Origin of the sequence: Nonomuraea sp. MG754425, from assembly GCF_021699195.1 — a bacterium.
Classification (GTDB): Bacteria; Actinomycetota; Actinomycetes; order Streptosporangiales; family Streptosporangiaceae; genus Nonomuraea.
This window is the reverse complement of sequence record NZ_SSXE01000146.1, coordinates 1-25,146: the sequence shown is the minus strand read 5'-3', so window position 1 is coordinate 25,146 and position 25,146 is coordinate 1. Positions and strand designations below refer to the sequence as shown.

Sequence of the window (25,146 nt, the reverse complement as noted above, 5' to 3'; positions counted from 1 at the left end):
GAAGGTGCCGCTGCCGCCGGGCCTGGCCCGCTCGGCCACCAGCGCGGGCACCGCCGACCGGTCCGGCGCGTACGCCACCTGCCCCGGCGGCAGCGGCACCTTCCCCGCCACCATGGCCCCCGACACCCCGGGCTCGGGATCCTCCCTGGCCCCGTAGACGTCGAGCACGATGGCCTCGTCTGCCAGCCCCAGCGCCGCGCCGAACTCGTCGGCGAAGAACCTGGTGCGTGAGTACAGGTGCGGCTGGAAGACCGCGATGACCCGGCCGGTGCCGGAGTAGGACGCCACGACGTCCCTGGCGGCGCGCAGGTCGGCGGCCAGCTCGGTCGGGTGGTGGGCGTAGCTGTCGAACACGGCGATGCCCCCGGCCTCGCCCTTGGCCTCGAAGCGCCGCTTGGCCCCGGTGAAGGCCCCCAGGCCCTCCCTGATCTCCTCGAACGGGAGCCCCAGCTCGTCGGCCACGGCGATCACCGCGGTGGCGTTGAGCGCGTTGTGAGCCCCGGGAACGGCCAGCCGCACCTCGCCCCTGCCCTCGATGGTGAAGACCGTGCCGAACCCGTCGGGCCGGACGTCGCCCACCCGGTAGTCCGCGCCCTTCAGCCCGTACGACTTGACCCGCAGCCCGAGCTCCGCGGCCCGCCCCGCCAGCTCCACCGCGCCGGCGTCGTCGGCGCAGACGATGAGCAGCGAGCCGATCCGCTCGGCGAAGCGGGCGAAGCTGTCGTGCACCGCCCGCGGGTCGCCGTAGTTGTCGAGGTGGTCGGCCTCGACGTTGGTCACCACGGCGATGTCGGGGGCGAGCATGAGGAAGGAGCCGTCGCTCTCGTCGGCCTCGGCCACGAACACCTGGCCCTGCCCGTCGTCGGCGCCGAGGCCGGTGGTGACGAGCTGGCCGCCCACGCAGTAGGACGGGTCGGCGCCGCACTTCTGCAGCGCCACGGTGAGCATCGAGGTGGTGGTGGTCTTGCCGTGGGTGCCCGCGATCGCGACCGCGGTGCGCCCGGCCATGACCGAGGCCAGCGCGGCGGCCCGCGGGATGATCCGCAGCCCCTGCTTGAGCGCCTCGCCCAGCTCGGGGTTGGAGTCGCGGATCGCGGTCGAGACGACCACGGTGTCGACGTCCCTGATGTGGGAGGCGGCGTGCCCGATGTGCACGGTGGCGCCCAGCTCGCGCAGCTCGGTGATCAGCTCGGAGCTGCGCGCGTCGCTGCCCGTCACCCGGACGCCGCGCTTGAGCAGGATGCGGGCGATGCCCGACATCCCCGCGCCGCCGATACCGATGAAGTGCACCCGCCCCAGCTCGGCGACGGCGACGGGATCGACCAGCTTGACGAGACTCATCGGGCTATCTCCAACACTTTCCTGGCAAGCATGATATCGGCGTCCTTCCTCCCCAGCCGGGAGGCGGCCTCCGACATGACGACGACCCGCTCGGGGTCGCGGAGGATGGGCAGCACGTTGTGGATGATCCATTCGGGGGTCAGCTCGGCGTCGTCGGCCAGCAGGCCGCCGCCGCCCGCGGCGATCCGCTCGGCGTTGAGTCGCTGCTCGCCGTTGCCGTGCGGCAGCGGCACGTACGCGGCGGGCAGCCCGACCGCGGTCAGCTCGGCGCAGGTCAGCGCGCCGGCCCGGCACAGGGCCACGTCGGCGGCGGCGTAGGCGAGGTCCATCCGGTCGACGTAGGGCAGCAGCACGTACTGCGGGTCGCCCGGCGGCGGCTCGCGATCGACGGTGTTGTTCGGCCCCAGCACGTGCAGCACCTGCACCCCGGCATGACGCAGCACGGGGGCGGCGGCGAGCGCGGCCTCGTTGATCGACCTGGCGCCCTGGTAGCCGCCGAAGACCAGCAGCGTCGGCCGGTCGTTCTCCAGCCCGAACCACGAGCGCGCCTTGTCGCCCGTGGACAGCCGGTCGAGCGAGACGATGTCGCGCCGCAGCGGCGTGCCGATGTACTCGGCCTTGGGCAGCACGGCCTCGGGGAAGCCGCTGAACACGTGGTCGGTCAGCCGCGCGCCCAGCCGGTTGGCCAGGCCGGGGCGGGGATTGGCCTCGTGCACGACGATCGGCACGCCGCGCCGCTTGGCCGCCAGGTAGGCGGGCGTCGCGACGTAGCCGCCGAAGCCGACCAGGACGTCGGCCCGCACCCGGTCGAGTATGCCCACGGCGGCGTTGATCGCCCCGGCCAGCCTGCCCGGCACGGTGAGCAGGCTCGGAGTGATCGCCCTGGGCAGCGGCACGGCCGGCACCAGTTCGAGCTCGTAGCCCCTGGCGGGCACGAGCCGCGACTCCAGTCCGCGTTCCGTGCCCATGCAGGTGATGCCGACGCTCCGGTCAAGATGGCGCAGCGCGTCCGCAAGGGCCAGCGCGGGCTCGATGTGCCCGGCTGCCCCCCCACCGGCGAGGACCACCCTCATCTCGGTCACTCCCTAACGTGTCACTCGGCCTTTGGTAGTGCCCCCCAGGCCAAGCCAGCTTAGGGCCCGGGCGGCCGGCCCGGGGCCACGGGCCGCCAAGGCCTCCCGCGCGCCGGGCTCGCGCTTGGCGAACGACAGCAGCATGCCGAGCGCGGCCAGCGTGGGCAGCAGCGCGGAACCGCCGTACGAGACCAGCGGGAGGGGGATGCCCGTGATCGGCAGGACGCCGAGCACGGCGCCCATGTTGACGGTCGCCTGGCCGACGATCCAGGCCACCATGGCGGCGGCGGCGAGCCTGATGAAGGGATCGCTGACCCGCACGGCCACCCGCAGCCCGGCGTAGCCGAGCAGCCCGAACAGGCACACCACCATCAGCGTGCCCATCAGCCCGAGCTCCTCGCCGACGATGGCGAAGATGAAGTCGCTCTCGCCGTGGGGCAGCCAGCTCCACTTCTGCCGGCTGCTGCCGAGCCCGAGGCCGAACCAGCTCCCCGAACCCATCGCGATCTGCCCCTGCACGGCCTGGTAGCCGGCGCCCTGCGCGTCGGCCCACGGGTCGAGGAAGGCGCCGATGCGCGCCATACGGTACGGCTCCACCTTGATCATGATCACTGCGGCCAGCACCGCCAGCGCCATGATGCCGCCGAACAGCTTGATCGGCGCCCCCACGACCCACAGCAGCGCCAGGAAGATCATGAACAGTACCAGCGTGGTGCCCAGGTCGCGACCGAGCATGACCATGACGGCCAGGATCGCGGTGCCGGGCATGAGCGGGATCAGCATGTGCCGCCACTCGATGCGGCCCTGCCGCGCCCGCCTGGACAGCAGGTCGGCCCCCCACAGCACGAGCCCGAGCTTGGCCGGTTCTGACGGCTGGATGGTGAGCGAGCCGATGTAGATCCACCGCTGCGCGCCCAGCTCGGAGGAGCCGATGAACAGCACCATGATGAGCGCGATGATCGACAACGCCATCAGCGGGTAGCCGGCCCAGCGGAAGAACTTGACCGGCAGTCGCGAGCACACGTACATCACCGGCACGCCGACCGCGGCCGACAGCGACTGCTTGATGAACCACGAGAACGGGCTGCCGGTCTTCTGCAGCGCCTCGATGCTGGAGGCCGACAGCACCATCATCAGCCCGAGCGCGAGCAGCAGGGCGCTGCACATGATGATCAGGTAGTAGGTGGTGAGCGGCTTGTCCAGCAGCTCCTTCACCGCGCCGAGCTGCTCGCGCGCCCAGCGCTGCGGGTTGTCCTGCGCGCCCGCGGCGGGCGCGGGCCGCACCGGCTCCTCAGTGCTCGCGCTCATGCCGTGTCCCGCGCTGCGCGGCCTGCCGTGTCCTCAGCCCGCGTACGGCACGCGCGAACGCCTCCCCCCGCGCCGGATAGTTCGCGAACATGTCGAGAGAAGCCCCCGCCGGGGAGAGCAGCACGGTGTCCCCTGGCGAGGCCAGCCGGGCGGCTTCGGTGACGACCTTTTCCATCGCACCAGTGTCCCGATCGGGGATGTCCACGACAGGGACATTCGGCGCGTGTCGCGCGATCGCTTCGGCGATCCTGGCCCGATCCGCGCCGAGCAGCACCGCGCCGCGCAGTCTCGGGGCCGCCTGGTGCACCAGGTCGTCGACGTCGGCGCCCTTGAGCTGCCCGCCCGCCACCCACACCACCGACGCGTACGACGACAGCGCCGCGGCGGCGGCGTGCGGGTTGGTGGCCTTGGAGTCGTCGATGTAGTCGACCTCGCCGATCCGGTCCACGTGGGCCAGCCGGTGCGGGTCGGGCACGAAGTCGCGCAACCCCTGCCGGACGGCCTCCGACGGCACCCCGAGCGAGCGGGCCAGGGCGGCGGCGGCCAGCGCGTTGGCCACGTTGTGGGGCGCGAAGGGACGCACGTCCTCCAGCGTCGCCAGCTCCTCGGCCGCCTCGACCGGGTCGGCCACGAACGCGCGGTCCACCAGCAGGTCCTCCACCACGCCGAGCTCGCCCCGCTTGGGCACGCGCAGCGTGAACCCGACGGCGCCGGGGTACGGGGCGGCCAGCCGGGTGGCCTCGGGGTCGTCGGCGTTGAAGATCACGGTGCCGGCCCGCTCGTAGACGCGGCCCTTGGCGGCGGCGTACGCCTCCATGGACCCGTGCCAGTCGAGGTGGTCGGGGGCCACATTGAGGATGGCGGCGGCGTGCGGGGCCAGCGTGCCGGACCAGTGGAGCTGGAAGCTGGACAGCTCGACCGCCAGCGCGTCGTACGGCTCTCCGACGGCCCGTACGACGGGCACGCCCACGTTCCCCACGGCCAGCGCCCTGCGCCCGGAGGCGTTGAGCATCGAGGTGAGCATGCGCACCGCGGTGGTCTTGCCGTTGGTGCCGGTCAGGGCCAGCCAGGGGGCCGCCTGCTCGGGCCGCAGCCGCCAGGCCAGCTCCACCTCGCCGACGACCTCGACGCCCGCCTCCAGCGCGGCGGCGATCAGCGGATGGTGCGGCGCCCACCCGGTGGTGACCACCCGTGTCACGCCCTCGGGCAGCGTCATCGCACCGAAGCGGGTCTCGACGCCGATCCCGGCCAGCTCCGCGGCGGCGGCGAGCTGCCGCTCGCCCTCGGCGGCCTCCACGACCACGACGCGCTCGCCGCGCCCGGCCAGCACCCTGGCCACGGCGGTGCCGGACACGCCGAGCCCGGCCACGCAGGTGAGGCTGGTCACTTGGGCATCCACTCGACGTAGAACAGCCCGATGCCGAGCGCCGCGCACAACATCGCGATCAGCCAGAAGCGGACCACGATCGTGGTCTCGGCCCAGCCCTTCAGCTCGAAGTGATGCTGCAGCGGCGCCATCCTGAACACCCGTTTCCCGGTCATCTTGAAGAACCCGACCTGGATGATGACCGACATCGTGATGATCACACACAGGCCGGCCAGGACGATCAGCAGGAGCTGCGTGCGGGTGGCGATGGCCAGACCGGCCAGCACCCCGCCCAGGGCCAGCGAGCCGGTGTCGCCCATGAAGATCCGGGCGGGCGGGGCGTTCCACCACAGGAACCCGATCAGCGCCCCCAGCACGGCGGCGGCCACCACGGCCAGGTCGAGCGGATCTCGCACCCAGTAGCAGTTGGGGCCGAGCTGGTCGATGCAGTTGTTGCGCAACTGCCAGTTGCCGATCAGCACGTACGCGGCCAGCACGACGCCGGACGCGCCGCTGGCCAGGCCGTCGAGCCCGTCGGTGAGGTTCACCGCGTTGGAGAACCCGACGATCATGATGAGCACCCAGATGGTGAACCCGACGATGCCGATCGACGGGCCGATGTCACGCAGGAACGACACGCGGGTCTCGGCGGGGGTGATGCCGTAGACGTTCGGCTGGCGGGTCACCAGCACGGCGAAGACCGCGCCGACGACGAGCTGCCCGAGCGCCTTGGCGCCGCTGCGCAGGCCGAGGCTGCGCTGCTTGTAGATCTTGATGAAGTCGTCGAGGAAGCCGACCGCGCCCAGCCCGGTCATCAGGAACAGCACCAGCATGCCCGAGACGGTCGGGGGCTCCAGCGTGGCCAGGTGGGAGGCGCCGTAGGCGAGCAGCGCGGCCAGGACGAACACCATGCCGCCCATGGTGGGGGTGCCCCGCTTGCCCGCGTGGGCCTGCACGCCCTCCTCGCGGATCTGCTGGCCGTAGCCGCGCCGCGAGAAGAGCCTGATCGCCAGCGGGGTGCCCAGCATCGAGAGGATCAGGCCCACCGCGCCGGCGATGATGATGTTGTTCACTGGGGGGTACCTCCGAGCACCAGCTCGGCCGTTCTCTCGAGGCCCATGGCCCGCGGGCCCTTGATCAGCACCGCGTCGCCCGGCCGCAGCCAGGCTGCCAGTTCGGCCGCCGCCGCCTCGGCGTCGGGCACGTGCACGATCCGCGTCGGCTGCCCGTGGCCGGGGGATCCGTGCGCGCCCGGCGGCGGCCCCGCGGGCGGCCCGCCCAGGTGCTGCGCGCCCGGCTGCGGGCCCGGGCTCTGCCAGGCCGGCCCGCCCCGGTTGACGGCCTCCTGGACGGCCGCGTGCGCGCCCGCCAGGACCGGCTCGGCGTCGGGCCCGGCGACGAGGAGGCCCGCGAGCCCCGCCCCGCCGGCCAGGCGGCCGAGTTCGGCGTTGAGCGCGGGCCCGTCCTCCCCCAGCTCGCGCAGCGCCGCGATGACGGCGAAGCGCCGCCGTCCTCTGCCCAGCACCTCGAACGCCGAGAAGGCGGCCCGCATGGAGTCGGGGTTGGCGTTGTAGGCGTCGTTGACCACGGTGACGCCGTCGGCGCGGTCGGTGACCTCCATCCGCCACCGGCTGCGGGGCGTGGCCTGCGACAGCTCCTCGGCGATCGTGGCCACCGGCAGGCCCAGCTCGTACCCGGCCGCGGCGGCGGCCAGCGCGTTCTCGACGGCGTGCTCGCCGTACAGCTTCAGCGACACGTGCGCGGTCCCGGACGGGGTGCGCAGCGTGAAGGAGGCGCGCCCGCGCACGTCCACCACGACGTCCTCGGCCCGGATGGAGGCCGACTCGCCGCGCCCGAAGTACGTGACCCGCGCGTCCGTGCGCGAGGCCATGCCCCGCACCAGGGGGTCGTCGGCGTTGAGCACGGCCACGCCGGTGCGCGGCAGCGCCTCCACCAGCTCGCCCTTGGCCTTGGCGATGGCCTCCTTGCCGCCGAACACGCCGAGGTGCGCGGTGCCGACGTTGAGCACGACGCCGATGCTCGGCGGCGCGATGCGGGTGAGGTCCTTGATGTGGCCGATGTTGCGCGCGGCCAGCTCCAGCACCATGAACCGGGTGTCGAGGTCGGCGCGCAGCACGGTGAGCGGGTGGCCGAGCTCGTTGTTGAAGCTGCCCTGGGGGGCGATGGTGGCGCCGATCCGGGCGGTGAGCCGGGCCAGCAGGTCTTTGGTGCTGGTCTTGCCGGCCGAGCCGGTGACGCCGATCACGGTGGCGTTCGTCAGCGTGCGGGCCTGGGCCGCGGCCAGTTCGGCGAGCGCGGCGGCGGTGTCGGGGACGATCACCGCGGGGGCTTCGACCGGCCTGCCCGCCAGCACGGCGACGGCTCCGTCGCGGATGGCCTGCGCGGCGTAGTCGTGACCGTCGACCCGCGCGCCCTTGATGGCGACGAACAGGGATCCCGGTTCTACGGCCCGTGAGTCGATCACGACGGGCCCGCGCACCACCGCGCGGGGATCGGCCATGCCCGACAGGGCGCCCGATGTCAGCTCGGCGATCCTGGCCAGAGGCAACGGGATCATCAGTGCTTCCTGCTTTCCTTGCGTGCGTCGATCGCTTCGGCGACCACTTCGCGGTCGTCGAAGGGGATCACCTCGCCTGAAACGTACTGGCCCTGCTCGTGACCCTTGCCTGCTACGACGATCACGTCGCCGCGCCCGGCCCTGGCGATCGCCAGGCCGATGGCGGCCGCGCGGTCGGGCTCAATGATCACATGAGCGCGGTCGTGCTGCGGAACGCGGAGCGCTCCCTCCATCATCGTCGCGAGGATGGCCAGCGGATCCTCGGAACGGGGATTGTCGCTCGTGAAAATAGCCACATCTGCCAGCAGAGTGGAAATCTCCCCCATGAGGGGACGTTTGCCTTTGTCGCGATCGCCGCCGCAGCCGAGCACGATCGTCAGCGTGCCGTCGGTGACCGTACGCAGCGAGCGCAGCACCGACTCCACGGCCCCCGGCTTGTGGGAGTAGTCCACGACGGCCTGGAAGTCGTCTCCCGCGCCCGTGACGCGCTGCATGCGCCCCGGCACCCCGCCCAGGCTCCCGACGCCGTGCACGGCCGTGCTCAGCGGCACCCCGGCCTCGACGAGCGTGACGATCGCGCCGAGCGCGTTGGCCACGTTGAACGGGCCGGGCAGCGAGACGCTCGCGTCGGCCTCGACGCCGCCGGGCCCGACCACGCGGAAGACGCTCCCGTCGGAGCCGATCCTGGCGTCCATCGCCCGCCACTCGGCCTCGGGGTCGCCCAGCGCCGAGTACGTCGTCATCGGCACCTTCGCCAGGTGGAGCAGCTCGCGCCCGAAGCGATCGTCGAGGTTGGTCACCCCGGCGCGGCTCAACTCCGGCTGGAACAGCTTCACCTTGGTCGCGAAGTAGTCCTCGAAGTCCTTGTGGAAGTCGAGGTGGTCCTGCGACAGGTTGGTGAACAGGGCGACGTCGTAGTAGATGCCGTCCACCCTGCCGAGCGCCAGCGCGTGGCTGGAGACCTCCATGGCGGCCGCGGTGACGGCCTCCTCGCGCATCAGCGCGAACAGGCCGTGCAGGTCGCACGCCTCGGGAGTGGTCAGCGTGGGCTGGAAGCACAGCTCGCCCGCACGGATCTCGACGCCGCCCACCAGCCCCGCCCGGTGCCCGGCGGCCCGCAGGCCCGCCTCCAGCATGAACGTGGTGGTGGACTTGCCGCTGGTGCCCGTGACGCCGAGCACCTGGATGTCGTGGGCCGGCTGCCCGTACACCCAGGAGGAGATCTGCCCGAGCAGGGCACGCGGATCGGACACGATGAGCACGGGCAGCCCGGTGGACACGGCCGCGTCGCGGCCCGCGCGGTCGGTGAGGACCGCCACGGCGCCGCGCGCCATCGCGTCGGCGGCGAACTCGGCGCCGTGCGCCTGGTTGCCGGGCAACGCGACGTACAGGTCGCCGCGTCTGACGTTGCGGCTGTCGATCGTGACGCCGGTCAGGGCGGCGTGAGGTGAGCGCGACGTGCCGGAATCGGCGTCGAGCATGGTCGCCAGCCCGGTCAGCGGGCGAGGCGGGCTGGTCGTGGGACGCATAGACGACGGGGGACGCACGGCGAGAGCGTACCTTCCCTGGTCACTGTCCGGCGCGCGTACGCACCGTCGGCGCGGCAGAGCCTGTGGGAGGAATCTTCTTGCTCTTGATGGCGAACGTCATCACATCCTTGAACACGGGGGCCGCGATCTGCCCGCCGAAGTGGCCTCGCTTCGGGTTCTGCAACACCGAAAGGACCACGAGCCTGGGGTTGTCGGCCGGTGCGAAACCGACGAACGACGCAGTGTACCCCTCGTAGCGGCCGAGTTCGGCGTCGTAACGGTTGGCCGTGCCCGTCTTGCCCGCCACCCGGTACCCGTCGATGGCGGCGAGCTGGCCCGTGCCCTCCTCGCCCACCGCGCTCTCCAACATGGTCGTGATCTCCCTGGCCGTCGTCTGGCTCACCACCCTGGTCTGCTTACCTGGGGAAGCCGGGACGAACCTGCCCGCCGCGTCGGTGGTGCCGGCCACGATCTGCGGCTCGATCTTCACGCCGCCGTTGGCGATGGTCTGGTAGACGCTGGCCATCTGCAACGCGGTCACCGACACGCCCTGCCCGTAGGCTACCGTGCACGCCTGACTGCCCGACCACTTGCGGTAGTCGGGCAGCAGACCCGCCTCCGCGCTGGGCACGCCGCCGCCCGGCGCGCTGCCGAACCCGAACGTCTTCAACATCTCGTACAGCTTCTGGCTGCCCACCTTGCGCGCCGCCATGACCGTGGCCACGTTGCTGGACTGCGCCATCGCCTGGCGGAAGGTCAGCGACTCCACCTTGTGCGGGTGGGCGTCGCGCAGCACCTGGTCGGCGCACCTGATCCGGTCGGGCACCTGGTAGACCGTGTCGGGCGTGACCGCCTTGGCCTCCAGCGCGGCGGCGGCGGTGATCACCTTGTTGGTGCTGCCCGGCTCGAACACGTCGGCGGCGGCCTTGTTGATGTAGCTGGACGCCGGGGCCTTGCGCCAGTTCTCCAGGTCGAGTTCGGGCGCGTTGGCCATGGCGACGATCTGCGCGGTCCGCACGTCCATGACGATCACGGTGCCGCTGTCGGCGCCGGCCTTCTTGACCTCCTCGCCGATCGACTGCTGGGCGGCCCACTGGATGTCGCGGTCGATGGTCAGGCGCACGTCCTGGCCGTCGACCGGGGCGGAGCGCTGGCTGCTGGTCATCGGGATGCGCTGGCCGTCGCGGCCGGTCTCGACGCGCTGCTCGCCGTCGCGGCCGGCCAGCAGGGAGTTCTTCGCCTGCTCCATGCCGCCCAGGCCGCCGCCCTCGTCGCCGACGAACCCGATGAGGCTGCCCGCCAGGTCTCCCGCCGGGTAGAGCCGGCGGTAGGTCTTCTTCGCCGACAGCGCGGGCACGCGGGCCTGCAGCAGCCGCGTGGCCACGACGGGATCGACGTCCCTGGCCAGGAGCTGGTAGTGGGTGCCCGTCCTGGCCAGCTTCGCGTTGATCTCCTGCTCGTCCTTGCCGAGTTGCTGGGCGAGGATCTTGGCGACCTTCGGGCGCACGTCGGCCGGCACCTTGGTGGGGTCGATCGACACCTCGCGGGCCTCGAGGGTGACCGCGAGGTCGTGGCCGTTGACGTCGGTGATCGAGCCGCGCTTGGCCGGGATCGTCTCGGTGTGCTGGCGCTGGTCGGCCGCGGCGGCCTCGTACACCTTGCTGTCGAGGCCCTGCATCTGGATCAGCCGGCCCGCGAAGATCGACAGCACGAACGTCATGCCGATCAGGCCGAAGTTGATCCGCCTGCGCGGGCTGCCGAGCCGCAGCACCAGCGGGGGGCGCGGGGGCCTGGGCGGCGGCCGGCGCGGGCCCCTGGGCGGCGGCGTGTCAGCGCCCCGGTCAGCGCCCCGGCGGGCCGTGCTCCGCTCACGGCCGCGCGCGGCGTCCTGGCGGGGCTCGGCCGCCTGGGGCCGGGCGTTGCCCGCCTGGGTACGGCGCTGCGGCCCGTCCTCCTGCTTGCCGCGGCGGCGGGGGTCGCCGGTTCCCCGGGGGTCACGTCCTCTGGAACGGTCCGTTTCCGCACGGCCCTGGGTGGCGCGCCCGCGCGGGGGCTCGCCCTCGTCGCGGCCCCTCGGGCGCGCGCTCTCGTCGCGAGGACGCCTGCGGGCGTCGTCGCCGCCGTCCGCGCGCGAGCGGCCACGGGCGGCGTCGTCGCGCGTGCGGGGGCGCTCGGCGTCGCCCTGCCGCGATCGTCCGCGGGCGTCGTCCCCCGCGTCGCGCCGCGAGCGTCCGCGCGCCTCGTCGCCCGGCTCGCGGCGGGACCGGCCGCGGGCGTCGTCGCCCGGTTCCTGGGACGGTCGCGCGTGGCCGTCGTCGCGGTCGAAGGCGTCGCGGCCGAACGGCAGGTCGAGCGGGTCACGCGGTCGCCTCGGCGGGTTCTCCGGAGACGGCGGGCGGCCCGCCCCGTCGGAACGGGACCCGTCGGAGCGGCCGGAGCCGCCCTGGCGGCCCGCCCGGCCGGGACCGCCCGGCGTACGACGAGCGGCGCCGGGCCCTCCCTGAGAGCCGGCGCCGCCGGCACCGCGGCCGGGGCCCTGCCCCCTGCCGCCTGAGTCCCTCACCGCTCCGTGTCCACCTGGCTCGCCTGGTCGCCGGCGCTGCTCCAGCTATTGACCTCGCCCCAGTCGCGGTGGCCGCCCTGCTTCTCGGCCAGGTCGGCGATGACCCCGGGCTGGGTCTTGCGCTGGTACTCCTGGTCGATCTGCTCGTTGCCCAGCTTCGCCTCGGCGATCTCCTGGCGCAGCGTGGCGTCGGTGATGGCGTCCTGGGCGAGCATGGTGTTGAGCAGGAGCAGGCTCACCAGGCCGCCGCAGAGCAGCCCGACGACGAGCAGCACGAACGGCGCGCGCTGCCGGCGGGCGGGACGGCGTCCCGGCCGGGCGGCGCTCGCGGCGCGGGCCGGCCCGGTCTCGGCGGCCTGCTGGACGGCGGCCGGCCGCTTGCCCGCGGCCTGGCGCGCCCGTTCGACGATCGGCGTCCGGCGGCCCGTGACCCGCGTCCGCCCGGCGGCCGGCGTCTCACGACCGGCCGCGCTCCGCGCCCGCTCGGCGGCGGGCGTCTCACGACCCGCGGCGCCCCGTGTCCGCTCGGCGGCCGGCGTCTCGCGACCTGCGGCGCCCCGTGTCCGCTCGGCGGCCGGTGCCTCGCGGCCCGTGGCGGCGCGGGTCCGCTCGGCGGCGGGCGTCTCGCGGCCGGTGGCGCTCCGTGTCCGCCCGGCCGCGGGCGCCGTGCCGCCCGTCTCGGCGGCCCGCGAGCGTCCGCCGACCGGCCGCCTGCCCGCCGCCGCGTCGGCGCGTGCGCGTTCGGCGGCCGAGCTCTTGCTCTCCGCATCGAGCCGCGTGTCAGGACGAGGACGCGGCTTGGCCTGGTTCGTCGCCGAGCGGCGCGTGCCCGTCTTGGGCACGGCGCGGCGGACGGGCGCGCCCTTGCCGGTCTCCTGCTCAGTCGTCAACACGGATCCTCTCTGCCGCCCGCAGCCGGGCCGAGGCCGCCCGCGGGTTGCGGGCGAGCTCTTCGTCGCTTGGGAGCTCCGCTCCCCTCGTCAGCAGGCGGAACCTCGGCTGGTGAGCCGGTAGCGGGACGGGTAGCCCGGGGGGGCTGGTGTCCCTGGTTCGCGCCGTAAGGGCCTGCTTGGTGAGCCGGTCCTCGAGTGAGTGGTAGGAGAGCACGACGACTCGCCCACCGAGCGCGAGCGCGTCGAGAGCCGCGGGAAGCGCCACCTCCAGGGCGGACAGCTCCGCGTTCACCTCGATACGCAGCGCCTGAAAAGTCCGTTTAGCCGGGTTTCCCCCGGTGCGCCGGGTCGCGGCGGGTATCGCATCGCGAACGATGTCCGCAAGCCGCTTAGTCGAGGTTATTGCCTCTTTGGCCCGTTCTCTGATGATCAGGCCCGCGACACGCTGGGCGAATCTCTCCTCGCCGTACTCGCGCAGGATCCGGGCGAGCTCCGCGGCGCCGTAAGTGTTGACCACCAGCTCCGCGGTCAGCTCCTGGGAGGTGTCCATGCGCATGTCGAGGGGGGCGTCATAGGAATAGGCGAAACCGCGCTCGGCCTCGTCGAGCTGGGGAGAGGAGACCCCGAGGTCGAACAGCGCGCCGTCGATCGGGCCGCGCCCCGCGCGGGCCAGCACGTCGTCCAGGTCGGCGGAGGAGGCGTGGACCAGGGTGGTCCGGCCGGCGTACGGGCGCAGCCGGCGGGTGGAGAAGTCGATGGCGAAGGGGTCGCGGTCGATGCCGATCAGGTGCAGCCCGGGATGGGCGGCGAGCAGGGCCTCCGAATGGCCGCCGAGACCGAGGTTGGCGTCGACGACCACCGGCGAAGGCCCGGAGAGCGCGGGGCCGAGCAGCTCCAGAACGCGCTCGAGCATCACCGGAACGTGACCGCCCGTGCCGACGTCGTCCTGCATCTCCAACCCCCCTCTCGCGTCTCTCGCTCGCGGATGACGCGTTCACCGATCGTTCGCCGGTTCTTACTGGGTCCCCACCCGGAGCCGTCCGGCCAGGTCCCCATCCGCACCCTCTTCGTGGACGCCCGCCATCTGACACCGGGGAAGGTGCATCAGTCTGCGGACAGTGGTTGCGGGTGGAGACCTCGCCGAACGACATCACCGACGGATCGACCGTGTGTGCATTTAGAGGATCCCTGGCAGCACCTCCTCCGACAGCTCGGCGAACGCCTGCTCCTGCGCGCTGAGATAGGTGTCCCAGGACTGTGCGTCCCAGATCTCCAGCCGGGTGTTGGCCCCGATGACGACGCAGTCACGTTCCAGACCCGCGTACTGGCGCAGGCCCTGCGGGATCGTGATGCGCCCTTGCTTGTCCGGTTTCTCGTCGGACGCGCTGGCGAAGAAGACGCGGCTGTAGTCACGCACCGCCTTGGCGGTGACCGGGGCGGTGCTGAGAGCCTCGGTTATGCGCTGGAACTCCTCTACGGGAAACACGTAGAGGCATCGCTCCTGGCCTTTGGTGATCACAAGACCCTCCGCCAGCTCCTCACGGTACTTAGCCGGCAGGAACAGCCGTCCCTTGTCGTCCAGACGCGGTTGATGGGTGCCGAGGAACATCGGCCCCACCTCCCGTGCCTCGTGAAGCGCTCAGCGCTGGTGCACCGGGCTCTCCACTGCGCACCACCATACTCCACTTCTCCCCACCGTCAACTGATTCGAACCGTCTTCATCATCGGTTTCCGTTGCGTTACCGCAGGTCAGAGCGATGGCGTGGGGTGGGGGGCGGTGACCGGGCGGTCAACCCTCATGGGCGTGTCGAGGGTTCGAAAGCCCGTGGAAATAGGGGCTGCGGGGGCCGCCGAAGCTCCGGGTGGAGGAAAGTGGGGCGCTCCGTGGGGCGGGGCCGCGCCCGGCGTGTCACCGGATTGGCACTCGTATGCCACAAGAACAGGAACTTTGCAGGTGTTCGCTGGAATATCAACAAATGTCGCTCAAGAACCCGCAGCGTCGTAGGGTCGTACAGATAATGGAAAAACAATGGCATGGCCCCCGCAAAGGCACCGAACCGGGACGGCCGTCGCACTTCGCATGGAGGCCTGGTGGCAGTAACCCATGACGTCCCTCCCCAGCTCGACGAGCTGGTCTCGACAGCCCACCGCATCCGGGAGGCCATCGAGTCGGTCATCGAGGGTAAGAGTGACGCCGTCCGCCTCACCTTGACCGTCCTGCTCGCCGAGGGCCACCTCCTCATCGAGGATGTGCCGGGCGTCGGCAAGACGATGCTGGCCAAGGCGCTCGCCCGCTCCATCGACTGCCCGGTGCGGCGCGTGCAGTTCACCCCCGACCTGCTGCCCAGCGACATCACCGGAGTGAGCGCCTACAACCAGCAGACCCGGGAGTTCGAGTTCAAGCCCGGACCCGTCTTCGCGAACATCGTGGTGGGTGACGAGATCAACCGCGCCTCCCCCAAGACGCAGTCCGCGTTGCTGGAGTGCATGGAGGAGCACCAGGTCACGGTGGACGGGCGGACCTACCAGCTCGACGCGCCGTTCATGGTGATCGCCACCCAGAACCCGATCGAGATGGAAGGCACCTATCCCCTGCCGGAGGCGCAGCGCGACCGCTTCACCGCGCGGGTCGCGATGGGCTACCCCGAGCCGAGCGCCGAGCTGGAGATGCTCGACGTGCACGGGAGCGCCTCGCCGCTCGACAAGCTCCAGCCGGTCGCGACCACGGCGGAGGTGCGCACCCTGATCGAGGCCGTGCGCGGCATCTACGTCTCGCAGGCGGTCAAGAAGTACGCCATCGACCTCGTCGTGGCCACCCGCCACTCCCCCGACCTGCGGCTGGGCGCGTCCCCGCGCTCGACGCTGCAGCTCGTACGGGCCGCCAGGGCGCACGCGGCCCTGGCCGGACGCGACTACGTCATCCCCGACGACCTCCAGGACCTGGCCATCCCCGTGCTCGCGCACCGCCTCCTGCCCAGCGTCGAGGCCCAGGGGCAGCGCCGCCTGCCCGAACAGGTGGTGACGGATCTGGTCAGGCGCGTGCCGGTGCCGGAGACCCGGGCACAGTGAGATCCGGACTTCAGGCGCTGACGTCCAGGGGGCGCTCGTTCCTCGCGTCCGGGATCGCGGCTCTGGTGATGGCGTTCCTGCTGGGCGAGAACGACCTGTTCAGGATCGGCGTCCTGGTGACGGCGCTGCCGCTGCTGGCCGCGATGGTGGTGGCCCGCACCCGTTACCGGCTGAGCTGCGCCAGACGCCTGGACCCGCCCAGGGCCGAGGCGGGCGGGGAGGCCACCGTCACCCTGCGGCTGGAGAACGTCACGAGACTGCCGACCGGGCTGCTGCTCGTCGAGGACACGGTGCCGTACGCGCTGGGCGTGCGGCCCCGTTTCGTCCTGGACCGGGTGGAGCCGCGCGGGGTGCGGGAGATCGACTACCGCGTCCGCTCCGACCTGCGCGGCCGGTACACGATCGGACCGCTGTCCATCCGCATCGCCGACCCGTTCGGGCTGGTGGAGCTGACCCGCTCGTTCACGATCAGCGACACGCTGGTGGTCACGCCGCACGTGGCGGCCCTGCCGCACGTCCGGCTGTCGGGCGAGTGGACGGGCGGCGGCGACAGCCGCACCAGGAGCGTGGCGGCGGCCGGCGACGACGACGTGGCCCCGCGCGAGTACCGCCAGGGCGACGACCTGCGCCGGGTGCACTGGCGCTCGACGGCCCGCTACGGCGAACTGATGGTGCGCCGCGAGGAGCAGCAGTGGCAGAGCCGCGGCGCGCTCCTGCTCGACACCCGCAGGCACGCCCACCGCGGCGAGGGCCCGCGCTCGTCGTTCGAGGTGGCGGTCTCGGCGGCGGCCTCGATCGGCGTGCACCTCGCCCATGAGGGTCTGGGCCTGCGGCTGGTCACCGACCAGGGCGCGGAGCACCTGACCGACACGGGCGTGAGCCACTCGCTGCTCGACACCCTCGCCGTGATCCGGCACAGCCCGGCCCGCTCCCTGGAGATGGGCATCTCGGCGCTGCGCTCGAACGGCGGCGACGGCCTGATCGTGGCGGTGCTCGGCGCGATGGACGCGGAGGAGGCCAGGGAGCTGGCCCGGCTGCGGCACAGCGGGATCACCGCGGTCGCCGTCCTGCTCGACGTGAGTACCTGGGAGGGCGGCGAGCGGGCCGCCGACGAGAGACATCTGGCCGTGCAGACCATGCTGGCCGGGTACGGATGGCGCATCGTCCGGCTGCCCGCGGGCGCCTCGATCGCCTCCGTCTGGCCGGACGCCGCCAACCGCGGCAGGTATTCGCTCAACCCCACGGGAGGGGCGGCATGAGACTGACCATCGCCTCGGGGGTGGCCACGTTCGCCGCGGCGATCCTGCTCTCCCCGCTCTTCGACGGCGGCGACTGGTTCTGGACCTCGCTCGGAGCCGTGCTGGCCGTGGTCGCGGTGGGGCTGCTGAGCACCCGGCTGACCCTGCCCGCGTGGGCGGCCCCGCTGCTGGGGCTGGCCGTGACCTGGATCTACCTGACCACGGCCTTCGCCTCCGAGGAGGCGTGGGCACGGGTGGTGCCCACCCAGGAGTCGGTGACCGAGCTGGGCCGGCTGCTGGGCGTCGGCTGGGCCGACATCCAGCGCTTCGCGGCCCCCGTACCGGAGACCGACGGCATCACGCTGCTGACCGCCGGCGGGGTCTCACTCATCGCGATCATCGTGGACCTGCTCGCCGCGCGGGTCCGGCGCACGGCGCTGGCCGGGCTGCCGCTGCTGGCGCTGGCCACGGTCCCGGCGACGATCCTGACCGAGCCGATCAGTTGGTGGGCGTTCATCGTCGCGGCGCTCGGCTTCGTCAGCCTGCTGATCGCCGACGGCCGCGAGCGGGTCGGGCACTGGGGCAGGGCCGTGCTGGTACGCCGTACCCGCCAGGCCACCTCGCCCGCGCCGAACAGCCCCCGCGGCACGGCGGACACCAGCGGCCTGCGGCTGTCGGGCAAGCGCATCGGGTTCGCTGCGATCCTGCTGGCCGTCCTGCTGCCGGCGGCGCTGCCCGCGATGGAGCCGGTGGCGTTCTTCACGTTCGGCGTGGGCGGACGCGGCTCCGGGCCGGGCAACTCGATCAGCATCCCGAACCCGATCGCCAACCTGAAGGGCCAGCTCGAACTGCCGGAGCGGCGGACCGTGCTGACCTACGCCAACAACGACGACCAGCCGCGGTACCTGCGGATCTACGCACTGGACACCTTCGACGGCCAGCAGTTCGGCATGACACAGCCGAAGGGCGCGCCGCAGAACAGGACCGACAACGGCCCGCTGCCCGAGCCGCCCGGCCTCGGCCCCCAGCCGAAGATCACCAACGTCGTCACGAACATCCAGATCAGCGACGAGATCGCGCGCCTGCAGTTCCTGCCGCTGCCGTACCCGCCCAGGGAGATCAGGGTGGACGGCGACTGGCGGGCCGACGTGGACACGCTGATGGTCTTCTCCACCCGCGAGGAGGCCGCCGGCATCGAGTACGACGTCTCGACCAGCGAGCCGGACCCGAGCGCGGACCTGCTCGACTCCCTCGACGGCATCCGTCCGGAGGTGGACGAGCGCTTCCTGACCCTGCCCGACGACCTGCCGCCGGAGATCGCCGAACTGGCCCAGGAGGTGACGGCCGGCTCCAGGACGGACTACGACCGGGCGCTGAAGCTGCAGGAGTTCTTCACCGGGACCGGCGGCTTCACCTACAACCTGCGGACACAGGGGCACGGCAACACGGCGCTGCGGGACTTCCTGCTGCGTGACAGGACCGGCTACTGCGAGCAGTTCGCCGCCTCGATGGCGGTGCTGGCCAGGCTGGTCGGCATCCCGTCGCGGGTGGCGATCGGCTACACCGGCGGCATGAAGCTGGGCGAGCGCTGGCAGGTGGGCACGAACGACTCCCACTCCTGGCCGGAGCTGTACTTCGAGGGTGTGGGCTGGCTGCCGTTCGAGCCGACGCCGGCCGGCTCCGCCGGGCAGGGCAGCGCGCGCGTGCCGGCCTACGCCGAACCGCGTCCGGAGCCGACGACCGGGGAGAGCAGCAGGCCGACGCCGGGGGCGAGCAGTTCCGCCGCCGACGAGCCGCAGGACCCGACGGCCCGGCGCAACGTGCGCGAACTGGACCGCGAGGGCACGGTCGCGACGGGCACGCTGCCTCCGGACGACTCCATGCCGCCGGCCGCCCAGTTCGGCATCGGGCTGGCCGTGCTGCTGCTCGTCCTGCTGATCCCGGCCGCGGTGCGGCTGATCATCAGGAACCGGCGGGTGCGCAGCCTCGGCTGGAAGGTGTCACAACCCTCCGACGAACTGACGGCCCGGATGGTCTCGGGCCGCGCCCAGGTGGCGGTGGCCGCCGCGTGGGCCGAACTGGACGACATCCTGTACGACTACGGCATGGCCCGCCTGCCCAGCGAGACCCCCAGGGCGCTGGCCCGGCGGCTGACCCAGCAGTACGAGTTCGACGCCGGCTCGGCGGCGGCCGTCACGTCCATCGCCTCGGCGGTGGAGCGGGCGCTGTTCGCCAGGGATCCGGGCCGGATCGAGCCCCTGGGCAAGGATCTGCGCACGGTGCGGCAGGCGCTGGCGGCCACGGTGTCGCGGGGCCGGCGGGCGCGGGCGGTGCTGCTGCCGCCGTCCACGCTGCGGGGGCTGCGGAACCTGGGCGAGCGCCTGCTCGACGGGTTCGACCTGCTGGAGACGATCAGGTTGCGGCGGACGACGGCCCCGAAGAGCGGCTGACCGCACGGGTGCGGGGGACGACCACCGGTCCCCCGCACCCGCGAAACCCACCGAAACCGACGACGAACCCGGAACCGACCGCGAACGCGGCCCGAACGACGGAACACGACACCGACCGCGTAACGCGAACCAGCGAACAGCGCGAGACCAACCGCGAACACGGATCGACAAGCAACGCGGAACCGACCGCGAACACGAACCGACGGACAGCCCGAGACCAACCGCGAACACGGATCAACGAGCAACGCGGAACCGACCGCGAACACGAACCGAACCACGGAACACGACACCGACCGCGGACACGGCACCGACGGCACCCCGCTGTCAGGCCGGCCCCACCGGCCCGCGACGCGGCCGGGACGACCCCGCCGGAACGAACGACGCCGCCAGGACGGGCCCCGCCGGGATCCGCCCTACCGCACACCGGACCGCACATGCGGCCGTCCCCTTGTCCGGGGGCGGCCGCACGTGCGGTCGGGGTGCGAAGAGTCAGCGCTCGTCGTGACGACGGCGCCAGCGCTCTTCCATGCGCTCCATGAAACTGCCCCGGTTGCTCCGGCGGGCCTGCTTGCCCGGGGGAACGGCCGTGCCTGAAGCTGGGGCGGAGTCACCGAACCCATTCATCTTTTTCCAACTGGACAGGCCCCACAGACACGCGGCGAGCATGACCACGAAACCGCCGACGCCGAGGGGGATCAGAGCACTGCCACTCAACACCACGCCGACCATCATGACGACGACCCCGAGGGCAAAGCCGATGGAGGCCTTGACGAGGCGACGCTTGTAATGGCTGCGCGGGTCGCTGATCCTTACGGTGTTGGCCCACTTCGGGTCCTCGGCGTAGAGGGCCTGCTCGATCTGGTCGAGCAAGCGCTGCTCGTGCTCAGAGAGCGGCACGGCGCCTCCCAAGGACAGCCCCAGGACGGGGAAGACGGCAACGGACGACACGGGGTGTCCGAACCTCGCGGTCGGTTATCCCCAGAATACGAGGCTGTAGACGTAGGCGAAAGCAAACGTCCAACGCAGACCAAACCGGAGGTGACGTCATGGCTCTATTGTGGACCATCTCGCCCCCCTTCCCCCAAAATCCTGACACGGGCGCCCCCAGAATGTCCGGACATCGAACGTCATGTCTCTATTTCATCAAGCTTGCCACGAACAAGCGACGCCGGGACCACCGCATCGGGCCCGAATCTCCGGATCGCCTTGTCCATGGCCTGCTCCGCCTCACGCCACCCGGTCTCCCTCTCCCCCAGCGTGAGCTGACGCGTGGCCTCATCGGCCGGCCGCAGGTTCTCCATCCGGACTCCCACCAGGCGCAACCGCACCCGGTCGAGACCCGCCGCGTCGAACAGCTCGCAGGCGGTGGTGTAGATGACCTGTGCCACGTCGGTCGGCTCGCGCAGCGTGCGCGAGCGATTGATCGTGGTGAAATCGGCTCGGCGTAGCTTCACACTTACAGTTCTTCCCACGTGACCGGCCTTACGCATGCGGGCCGCGACCCGCTCCGACAGCCGCAGCAACTCCCGCCTGATCACCCGGGGGTCGTCGACGTCGGTCGCGAACGTCTCCTCGTTGCCGATGCTCTTGTCCGGCAGGCGGGAGGTCACGGGCCGTTCGTCACGCCCCCAGGCCAGCGCCGCCAGGTGGGCGCCCACCGCCTGCCCCAGCTCGCGCTGGAGCGTGCCGGACGGCACTCTGGCCAGGTCGCCGACCGTGCGGATGCCCAGGCGCACGAGAGACTGCTCGGTACGCTCGCCGACCCCCCACAGGGCGGAGACGGGCAGCGGATGGAGGAAGTCGACGACCTGCCCGGCGGGCACCACCAGCAACCCGTCGGGCTTGCACTGCTTGGAGGCGAGCTTTGCCACGAATTTGCTGCTCGCCACGCCCACCGAGCACGTGATGCCGAACCGGTCGAGGACCTGTTCCCTGATCATGGCGGCCACCGCGGCGGGCGGGCCGAGCCGCCGCCGGGCGCCGCCGACGTCGAGGAACGCCTCGTCGGAGGCGATCGGCTCGACCAGCGGGGTGATCGCGTGGAAGATCTCCATGACGCCCTTGGAGACCTCGGAGTACTTGCCGTGGCTGGGCGGGATGACCGTGGCCCGGGGGCACAGCCGGCGCGCCCTGCTCATCGGCATCGCCGAGTGCACGCCGAAGGCCCTGGCCTCGTAGGTGGCGCTGAGCACGACGCCGCGCCCGGCGGGCGAGCCCACGATCACCGGGCGACCGCGCAACTCGGGACGCTCGAGCAACTCGACGCTGGCGAAGAAGGCGTCCATGTCGACGTGGAGGATCGGGCAGCCGCTGTCATCGGCCCCGGTTCGCGGAGCGGGGCCGATGCCGGTGATCTGCTTACGAGACACGCCTTCGAGTCTATCCGAACAGACGTTCTAGAGCACGGGGTGCTCGCACGCGGCGGGCGGCGGCCATGAGACCTTCCTTCAGTTGCGGTGACCGAGCACGTGGAGCTGGGTGGCGACGTCGCGCAGCACGGGGTGGGTCGCGGCGGCCTGCTCCAGCGCCACCAGCGCCTCGGCGGCGCCCGGCTCGCCGTCGAGCAGCCTGCTGGGCACCAGGTCGGCGAAGACCCGCACGCCGTGGATCGCGCCCACCGTGAACCCGGTCACGGTCAGCAGCTCGACGAGCGTGTCGGCGGCGAAGCGCCTGGGCGTCGGGTCGCGGTCGCCCCAGGTGCCGCCCGGATCGCCCAGCACGGCCCTGGCCTCGTCGAACTGCCCGGCCAGCGCCCGATGGATGGCGCTGGCGACGGGGTTGGCGGCCAGCACGCTGACGGCGCCGCCCCTGCGCAGCAGGCCCGCGACCGCGGTCAGCGCGCTGATCGGGTCTTCGACGTACTCCAGCACGCTGTGGCACAGGACCAGGTCGGCGCAGTCGCGGCTGAGCAGTTCGCCCAGGTCGGCCGCGTCACCCTGCAGCCCGCGCACGGCCACGCCCGCCTCCTTGGCACGGCGCTCCAGCGCGGCCAGCGAGTCGGGGCTCGGGTCGACGACGGTGACCGCGTGGCCGAGCACGGCCAGCGGGACGGCGAACCCGCCGGTGCCGCCCCCGGCGTCGACGATGTCGAGCGACTCCCTGCCGGTGGCCGCCGTGCGCTCGGCCAGCATGGACCGCAACGCGTCCCAGACGACGGCGGTCCGCACCGCCGGGGTCCTCGTGGTGGCGCCTTCAGCACGCAAGGTCGGCTCGCCTCTCTCCCCGCGAAACGCGCGCGCCCCGAAGGCGCACGTCGCGAAAGGTCTTCTCCGTGGACGGTTCGTCGTGGACGAGGCCCAGCCTACGCCGTACGCGGGAGCGCCCGCTCCCCGCCGCCGATACCCGCCGCCCTCAGCCCCGATCCGGCGGCCCGTCGCCGGAGGTGGAGTCGGAGGTGGGGTCGAAGGCGGCGGCCAGCTTCTTGGGGGCCCGCAGCCGCCAGGCGTCGGCGAGCAGCTCGCCCAGCTCCGCGGCGTCCACCGCCCCGAACCGGACGAGCACGATGGCGTGCCCGTCGTAGTGCGGCGTGGTGCCGAACTTGGCCGGCTCGGCGGCGACGAGCTCGTGCTTGTCCTCCACGGAGGCCACCGGCAGCACCAGCAGGTCGCCCTCCTCCCTGACCCGGGCGAACCACTTGCCCCGCACGTAGAAGGCGGGGGTGCCGTACATGGGCTTCTCGGCGCTCTCGGGCAGCGCCAGCGCGAGCCTGCGCACGTCGTCTTCCGTCACCATGACCCCACGGTAACCGCGCTCACGCCGTCGTGGTCGCCGGCGGCGAAAAGGACGGGGATCTCGGCGCGGGCCCGGAAAGCGGCGCGTCGCGGCTGGTGACGCGCCACTTCTCCGTACGGCCGCCCCGGGCGGCCACCCGCCCGGGGACGGACGGGTGCGACGCCTGACCGCGCGGCGGCAACCGTCTCCCGCCTCGCGAGCCGTGCCGTGCGGGCCGGCGTGGTTGAAACTTACCCCGAAGACGCGGCCCAGGCTCCCCGGGCGGCGCAGAAAAAGGGGTGTCTAAAGGGTGTCTAAAGGGTGAGACTCGGCTTGAGTTGCTTGAAGCGCGCCAGCAGCCCGTTGACGAACTGCGGGGACTCGTCGGTGGACAGCTCTCCCGCCAGATGCACCCATTCGCTGATGACCACGCCCTCCGGCACGCCGGGCATCCAGAGCAGCTCGTACGTGCCGCCGCGCAGCAGGTTGCGATCGACGGCGGGCATCCGGTCGAGTGTCCAGCCCTCGGCGTAGGTGGTGATCAGCTCGTCGATGCGCGCGTGGTGCCGGGCGACGCCCTCGACGATGGTCGAGGTGTACTCGTTCACCGGCGGCTCCTGCCGCGCCACGCGCTCGGCGAGGATCCGCAGCGGGTCCTCGCTGCGCAGCTCGGCCTCGAAGAGGATGTCGAGCGCTCTTCTGCGTGCTTTGCCGCGTGCAGACACCTCAGGCCCGGCCGAGGTATTCGCCGCTGCGGGTGTCGACCTTGACCTTCTCGCCGGTGGTGATGAACAGCGGAACCTTGATCTCCGCGCCGGTCTCCAGCGTGGCGGGCTTGGTGCCGCCGGTGGAGCGGTCGCCCTGCAGGCCCGGCTCGGTGTTGGAGATCGTCAGCTCGACGGCGGCGGGCAGGTCGACGTAGAGCGCCGCACCCTCGTTGAAGGCCACCGTGGCCAGGGTGTTCTCCAGCATGTAGCTGGCGGCGGTGCCGACCGTGCCGCTGGGCACGTTGACCATGTCGTAGGTCTGGGTGTCCATGAAGACGAACTCGTCGCCGTCCTTGTACGAGTACTGCATCTCGCGCTTGTCGACGTTGGCCACCTCGACCTTCACGCCGGCGTTGAAGGTCTTGTCGACGACCTTGCCGGAGAGGACGTTCTTCAGCTTGGTGCGCACGAACGCGCCGCCCTTGCCCGGCTTGACGTGCTGGAACTCGACAACGCTCCAGAGCTCACCGCCCTCGAGCTTCAGCACGATGCCGTTCTTGAGGTCGTTGGTCGTCGCCACTCGTTCTTCTCCCGCGTGCGGCCGCTCTTCAGGGCGAGCAGCTCCTTGGTCGTCTTCGTGAAAAGTTCCGGCCTGCCCTCACGTGTCACGAGGGTGTCCTCGCTGCGAACGCCGCCCCGGCCCGGAAAGCGCGCTCCCGGCTCGGCGGTGATCGGAACTCGATCCTTTAGTCTACCGGTCCGCGAAGGGCTCAGGAACGGCTCCGCACTGATCTCCGGGCTGATCTCCGTGCTGATCTCCGGGCCCGCCGTGTGCGAGAGCGGCCGGTCTATCTGTCGGGCAGCCGCCATTCCCTGAGGAAGTCCGCGGCCGGGCCCGACGACTCCATCTCGCCCTTCGCCTGCGCCTTGCCCAGGTCGCGGTAGACGCCGGCGATCTCCTTGATCGTGGAGTCGATCCGTCCCTCGCCGAACTTCCTGGCCGCCTTCCTGAGCTTCTCCCTGGCCTTGCCGGCGACCTTGGGGTTGATCCCGCCCATGCTCTGCTGGGCCATCAGCGCCGAATCGAACTCGTACAGCCACTTGGCGTACCCGCCGGGCGGGATCCCCTCGCCCAGCGTGGCCTTGGGGTTGGCGGTCTCCACCAGTTGGTCGGGCTCCTCGGTGTCGAGGGAGGTGGGCGACGTCTCGAGGGCAGGGGGCAGCGTGGCGGGCAGAGTGCTGGGGAGCGGGGCCTGCGTGGAGGGCTCGACGATCGGGGTGGGCACCGCGACGGGCTTCTCCTCGCGCGCGCCCGCCCAC

Annotated in this window: 21 protein-coding genes; 3 read left to right on the top strand and 18 right to left on the bottom strand. The window is 72.0% G+C overall.

Translation table 11 applies throughout. The features are described from left to right. The 11 genes from murC to mraZ form a co-directional block, all read right to left on the bottom strand. A partial coding sequence (gene murC, locus FAF44_RS37975; protein ID WP_237108202.1) for a UDP-N-acetylmuramate--L-alanine ligase occupies positions 1-1,341 on the bottom strand: 1,341 nt, incomplete at its 3' end. Then, positions 1,338-2,414 carry an undecaprenyldiphospho-muramoylpentapeptide beta-N-acetylglucosaminyltransferase gene (gene murG, locus FAF44_RS37970; protein ID WP_237108201.1) on the bottom strand — a complete coding sequence of 359 codons (1,077 nt, stop codon included), beginning with the start codon at positions 2,412-2,414 and terminating at the stop codon, positions 1,338-1,340. The genes murC and murG, both read right to left, overlap by 4 nt. 12 nt (positions 2,415-2,426) lie before the next feature. Next, positions 2,427-3,722: a putative lipid II flippase FtsW gene (ftsW, locus tag FAF44_RS37965; RefSeq protein ID WP_237108200.1), complete on the bottom strand. Its 1,296-nt coding sequence runs from the start codon at positions 3,720-3,722 to the stop codon at positions 2,427-2,429. Further along, the gene (gene murD / locus FAF44_RS37960; RefSeq protein WP_237108199.1) at positions 3,706-5,109 is read right to left on the bottom strand and encodes a UDP-N-acetylmuramoyl-L-alanine--D-glutamate ligase; all 1,404 of its coding nucleotides are present in this window, start codon (positions 5,107-5,109) and stop codon (positions 3,706-3,708) included. The genes ftsW and murD overlap by 17 nt, the downstream gene beginning before the upstream one ends. Next, positions 5,106-6,161 carry a phospho-N-acetylmuramoyl-pentapeptide-transferase gene (gene mraY, locus FAF44_RS37955; protein WP_237108198.1) on the bottom strand — a complete coding sequence of 352 codons (1,056 nt, stop codon included), beginning with the start codon at positions 6,159-6,161 and terminating at the stop codon, positions 5,106-5,108. The genes murD and mraY overlap by 4 nt, the downstream gene beginning before the upstream one ends. After that, entirely contained in the window at positions 6,158-7,666 is a 1,509-nt protein-coding gene (murF, locus tag FAF44_RS37950; RefSeq protein WP_237108197.1) for a UDP-N-acetylmuramoyl-tripeptide--D-alanyl-D-alanine ligase, read from the bottom strand. The genes mraY and murF overlap by 4 nt, the downstream gene beginning before the upstream one ends. Continuing rightward, complete coding sequence (locus FAF44_RS37945) at positions 7,666-9,195, bottom strand: UDP-N-acetylmuramoyl-L-alanyl-D-glutamate--2,6-diaminopimelate ligase (protein ID WP_237108196.1); 1,530 nt, start codon at positions 9,193-9,195, stop codon at positions 7,666-7,668. Before FAF44_RS37945 ends, murF begins: the two co-directional genes overlap by 1 nt. Before the next feature lie 40 nt (positions 9,196-9,235). Beyond that, complete coding sequence (locus FAF44_RS56055; protein ID WP_237108195.1) at positions 9,236-11,758, bottom strand: penicillin-binding transpeptidase domain-containing protein; 2,523 nt, start codon at positions 11,756-11,758, stop codon at positions 9,236-9,238. Further along, positions 11,755-12,648 (bottom strand): hypothetical protein, encoded by an 894-nt coding sequence (locus tag FAF44_RS37935; protein ID WP_237108194.1) that lies wholly within the window; start codon positions 12,646-12,648, stop codon positions 11,755-11,757. Before FAF44_RS37935 ends, FAF44_RS56055 begins: the two co-directional genes overlap by 4 nt. Continuing rightward, positions 12,638-13,603, bottom strand: a complete 966-nt coding sequence (rsmH, locus tag FAF44_RS37930; protein ID WP_237108193.1) for a 16S rRNA (cytosine(1402)-N(4))-methyltransferase RsmH — start codon at positions 13,601-13,603, stop codon at positions 12,638-12,640. The genes FAF44_RS37935 and rsmH overlap by 11 nt, the downstream gene beginning before the upstream one ends. 225 nt (positions 13,604-13,828) lie before the next feature. Further along, positions 13,829-14,260, bottom strand: a complete 432-nt coding sequence (mraZ, locus tag FAF44_RS37925; RefSeq protein ID WP_237108192.1) for a division/cell wall cluster transcriptional repressor MraZ — start codon at positions 14,258-14,260, stop codon at positions 13,829-13,831. Between the two features lie 482 nt (positions 14,261-14,742). On the opposite strand from mraZ, the gene FAF44_RS37920 reads away from it, so the two are divergent. The 3 genes from FAF44_RS37920 to FAF44_RS37910 are packed head-to-tail and all read left to right on the top strand — an operon-like array spanning position 14,743 to position 19,408. Then, positions 14,743-15,720 carry a MoxR family ATPase gene (locus FAF44_RS37920; protein ID WP_237108191.1) on the top strand — a complete coding sequence of 326 codons (978 nt, stop codon included), beginning with the start codon at positions 14,743-14,745 and terminating at the stop codon, positions 15,718-15,720. Next, positions 15,717-16,979 (top strand): DUF58 domain-containing protein, encoded by a 1,263-nt coding sequence (locus tag FAF44_RS37915; RefSeq protein WP_237108190.1) that lies wholly within the window; start codon positions 15,717-15,719, stop codon positions 16,977-16,979. Before FAF44_RS37920 ends, FAF44_RS37915 begins: the two co-directional genes overlap by 4 nt. Then, positions 16,976-19,408 (top strand): DUF3488 and transglutaminase-like domain-containing protein, encoded by a 2,433-nt coding sequence (locus FAF44_RS37910; protein ID WP_237108189.1) that lies wholly within the window; start codon positions 16,976-16,978, stop codon positions 19,406-19,408. Before FAF44_RS37915 ends, FAF44_RS37910 begins: the two co-directional genes overlap by 4 nt. A 489-nt stretch (positions 19,409-19,897) precedes the next feature. Here the strand turns inward: FAF44_RS37910 and FAF44_RS37905 are convergent, their stop codons facing one another. From FAF44_RS37905 to FAF44_RS37875, 7 genes are all read right to left on the bottom strand, one after another. Then, entirely contained in the window at positions 19,898-20,305 is a 408-nt protein-coding gene (locus FAF44_RS37905) for a DUF3040 domain-containing protein (RefSeq protein WP_237108188.1), read from the bottom strand. Between the two features lie 230 nt (positions 20,306-20,535). After that, positions 20,536-21,777 carry a DNA polymerase IV gene (gene dinB / locus FAF44_RS37900; protein ID WP_237108187.1) on the bottom strand — a complete coding sequence of 414 codons (1,242 nt, stop codon included), beginning with the start codon at positions 21,775-21,777 and terminating at the stop codon, positions 20,536-20,538. Between the two features lie 78 nt (positions 21,778-21,855). Then, positions 21,856-22,575: a methyltransferase domain-containing protein gene (locus tag FAF44_RS37895; RefSeq protein WP_237108186.1), complete on the bottom strand. Its 720-nt coding sequence runs from the start codon at positions 22,573-22,575 to the stop codon at positions 21,856-21,858. Positions 22,576-22,759: 184 nt separating this feature from the next. Next, a complete protein-coding gene (locus FAF44_RS37890) occupies positions 22,760-23,140 on the bottom strand; it encodes an MmcQ/YjbR family DNA-binding protein (protein WP_237108185.1) in 381 nt (126 codons plus the stop codon). Between the two features lie 293 nt (positions 23,141-23,433). Then, on the bottom strand, positions 23,434-23,844 hold the full coding sequence (gene nusB, locus FAF44_RS37885) for a transcription antitermination factor NusB (RefSeq protein WP_237108184.1): 411 nt from the start codon (positions 23,842-23,844) through the stop codon (positions 23,434-23,436). Between the two features lies 1 nt (position 23,845). Further along, a complete protein-coding gene (gene efp / locus FAF44_RS37880; RefSeq protein WP_237108183.1) occupies positions 23,846-24,406 on the bottom strand; it encodes an elongation factor P in 561 nt (186 codons plus the stop codon). Positions 24,407-24,674: 268 nt separating this feature from the next. Further along, positions 24,675-25,146: hypothetical protein (locus tag FAF44_RS37875; protein ID WP_237108182.1), on the bottom strand; the 472-nt coding region annotated here is incomplete at its 5' end.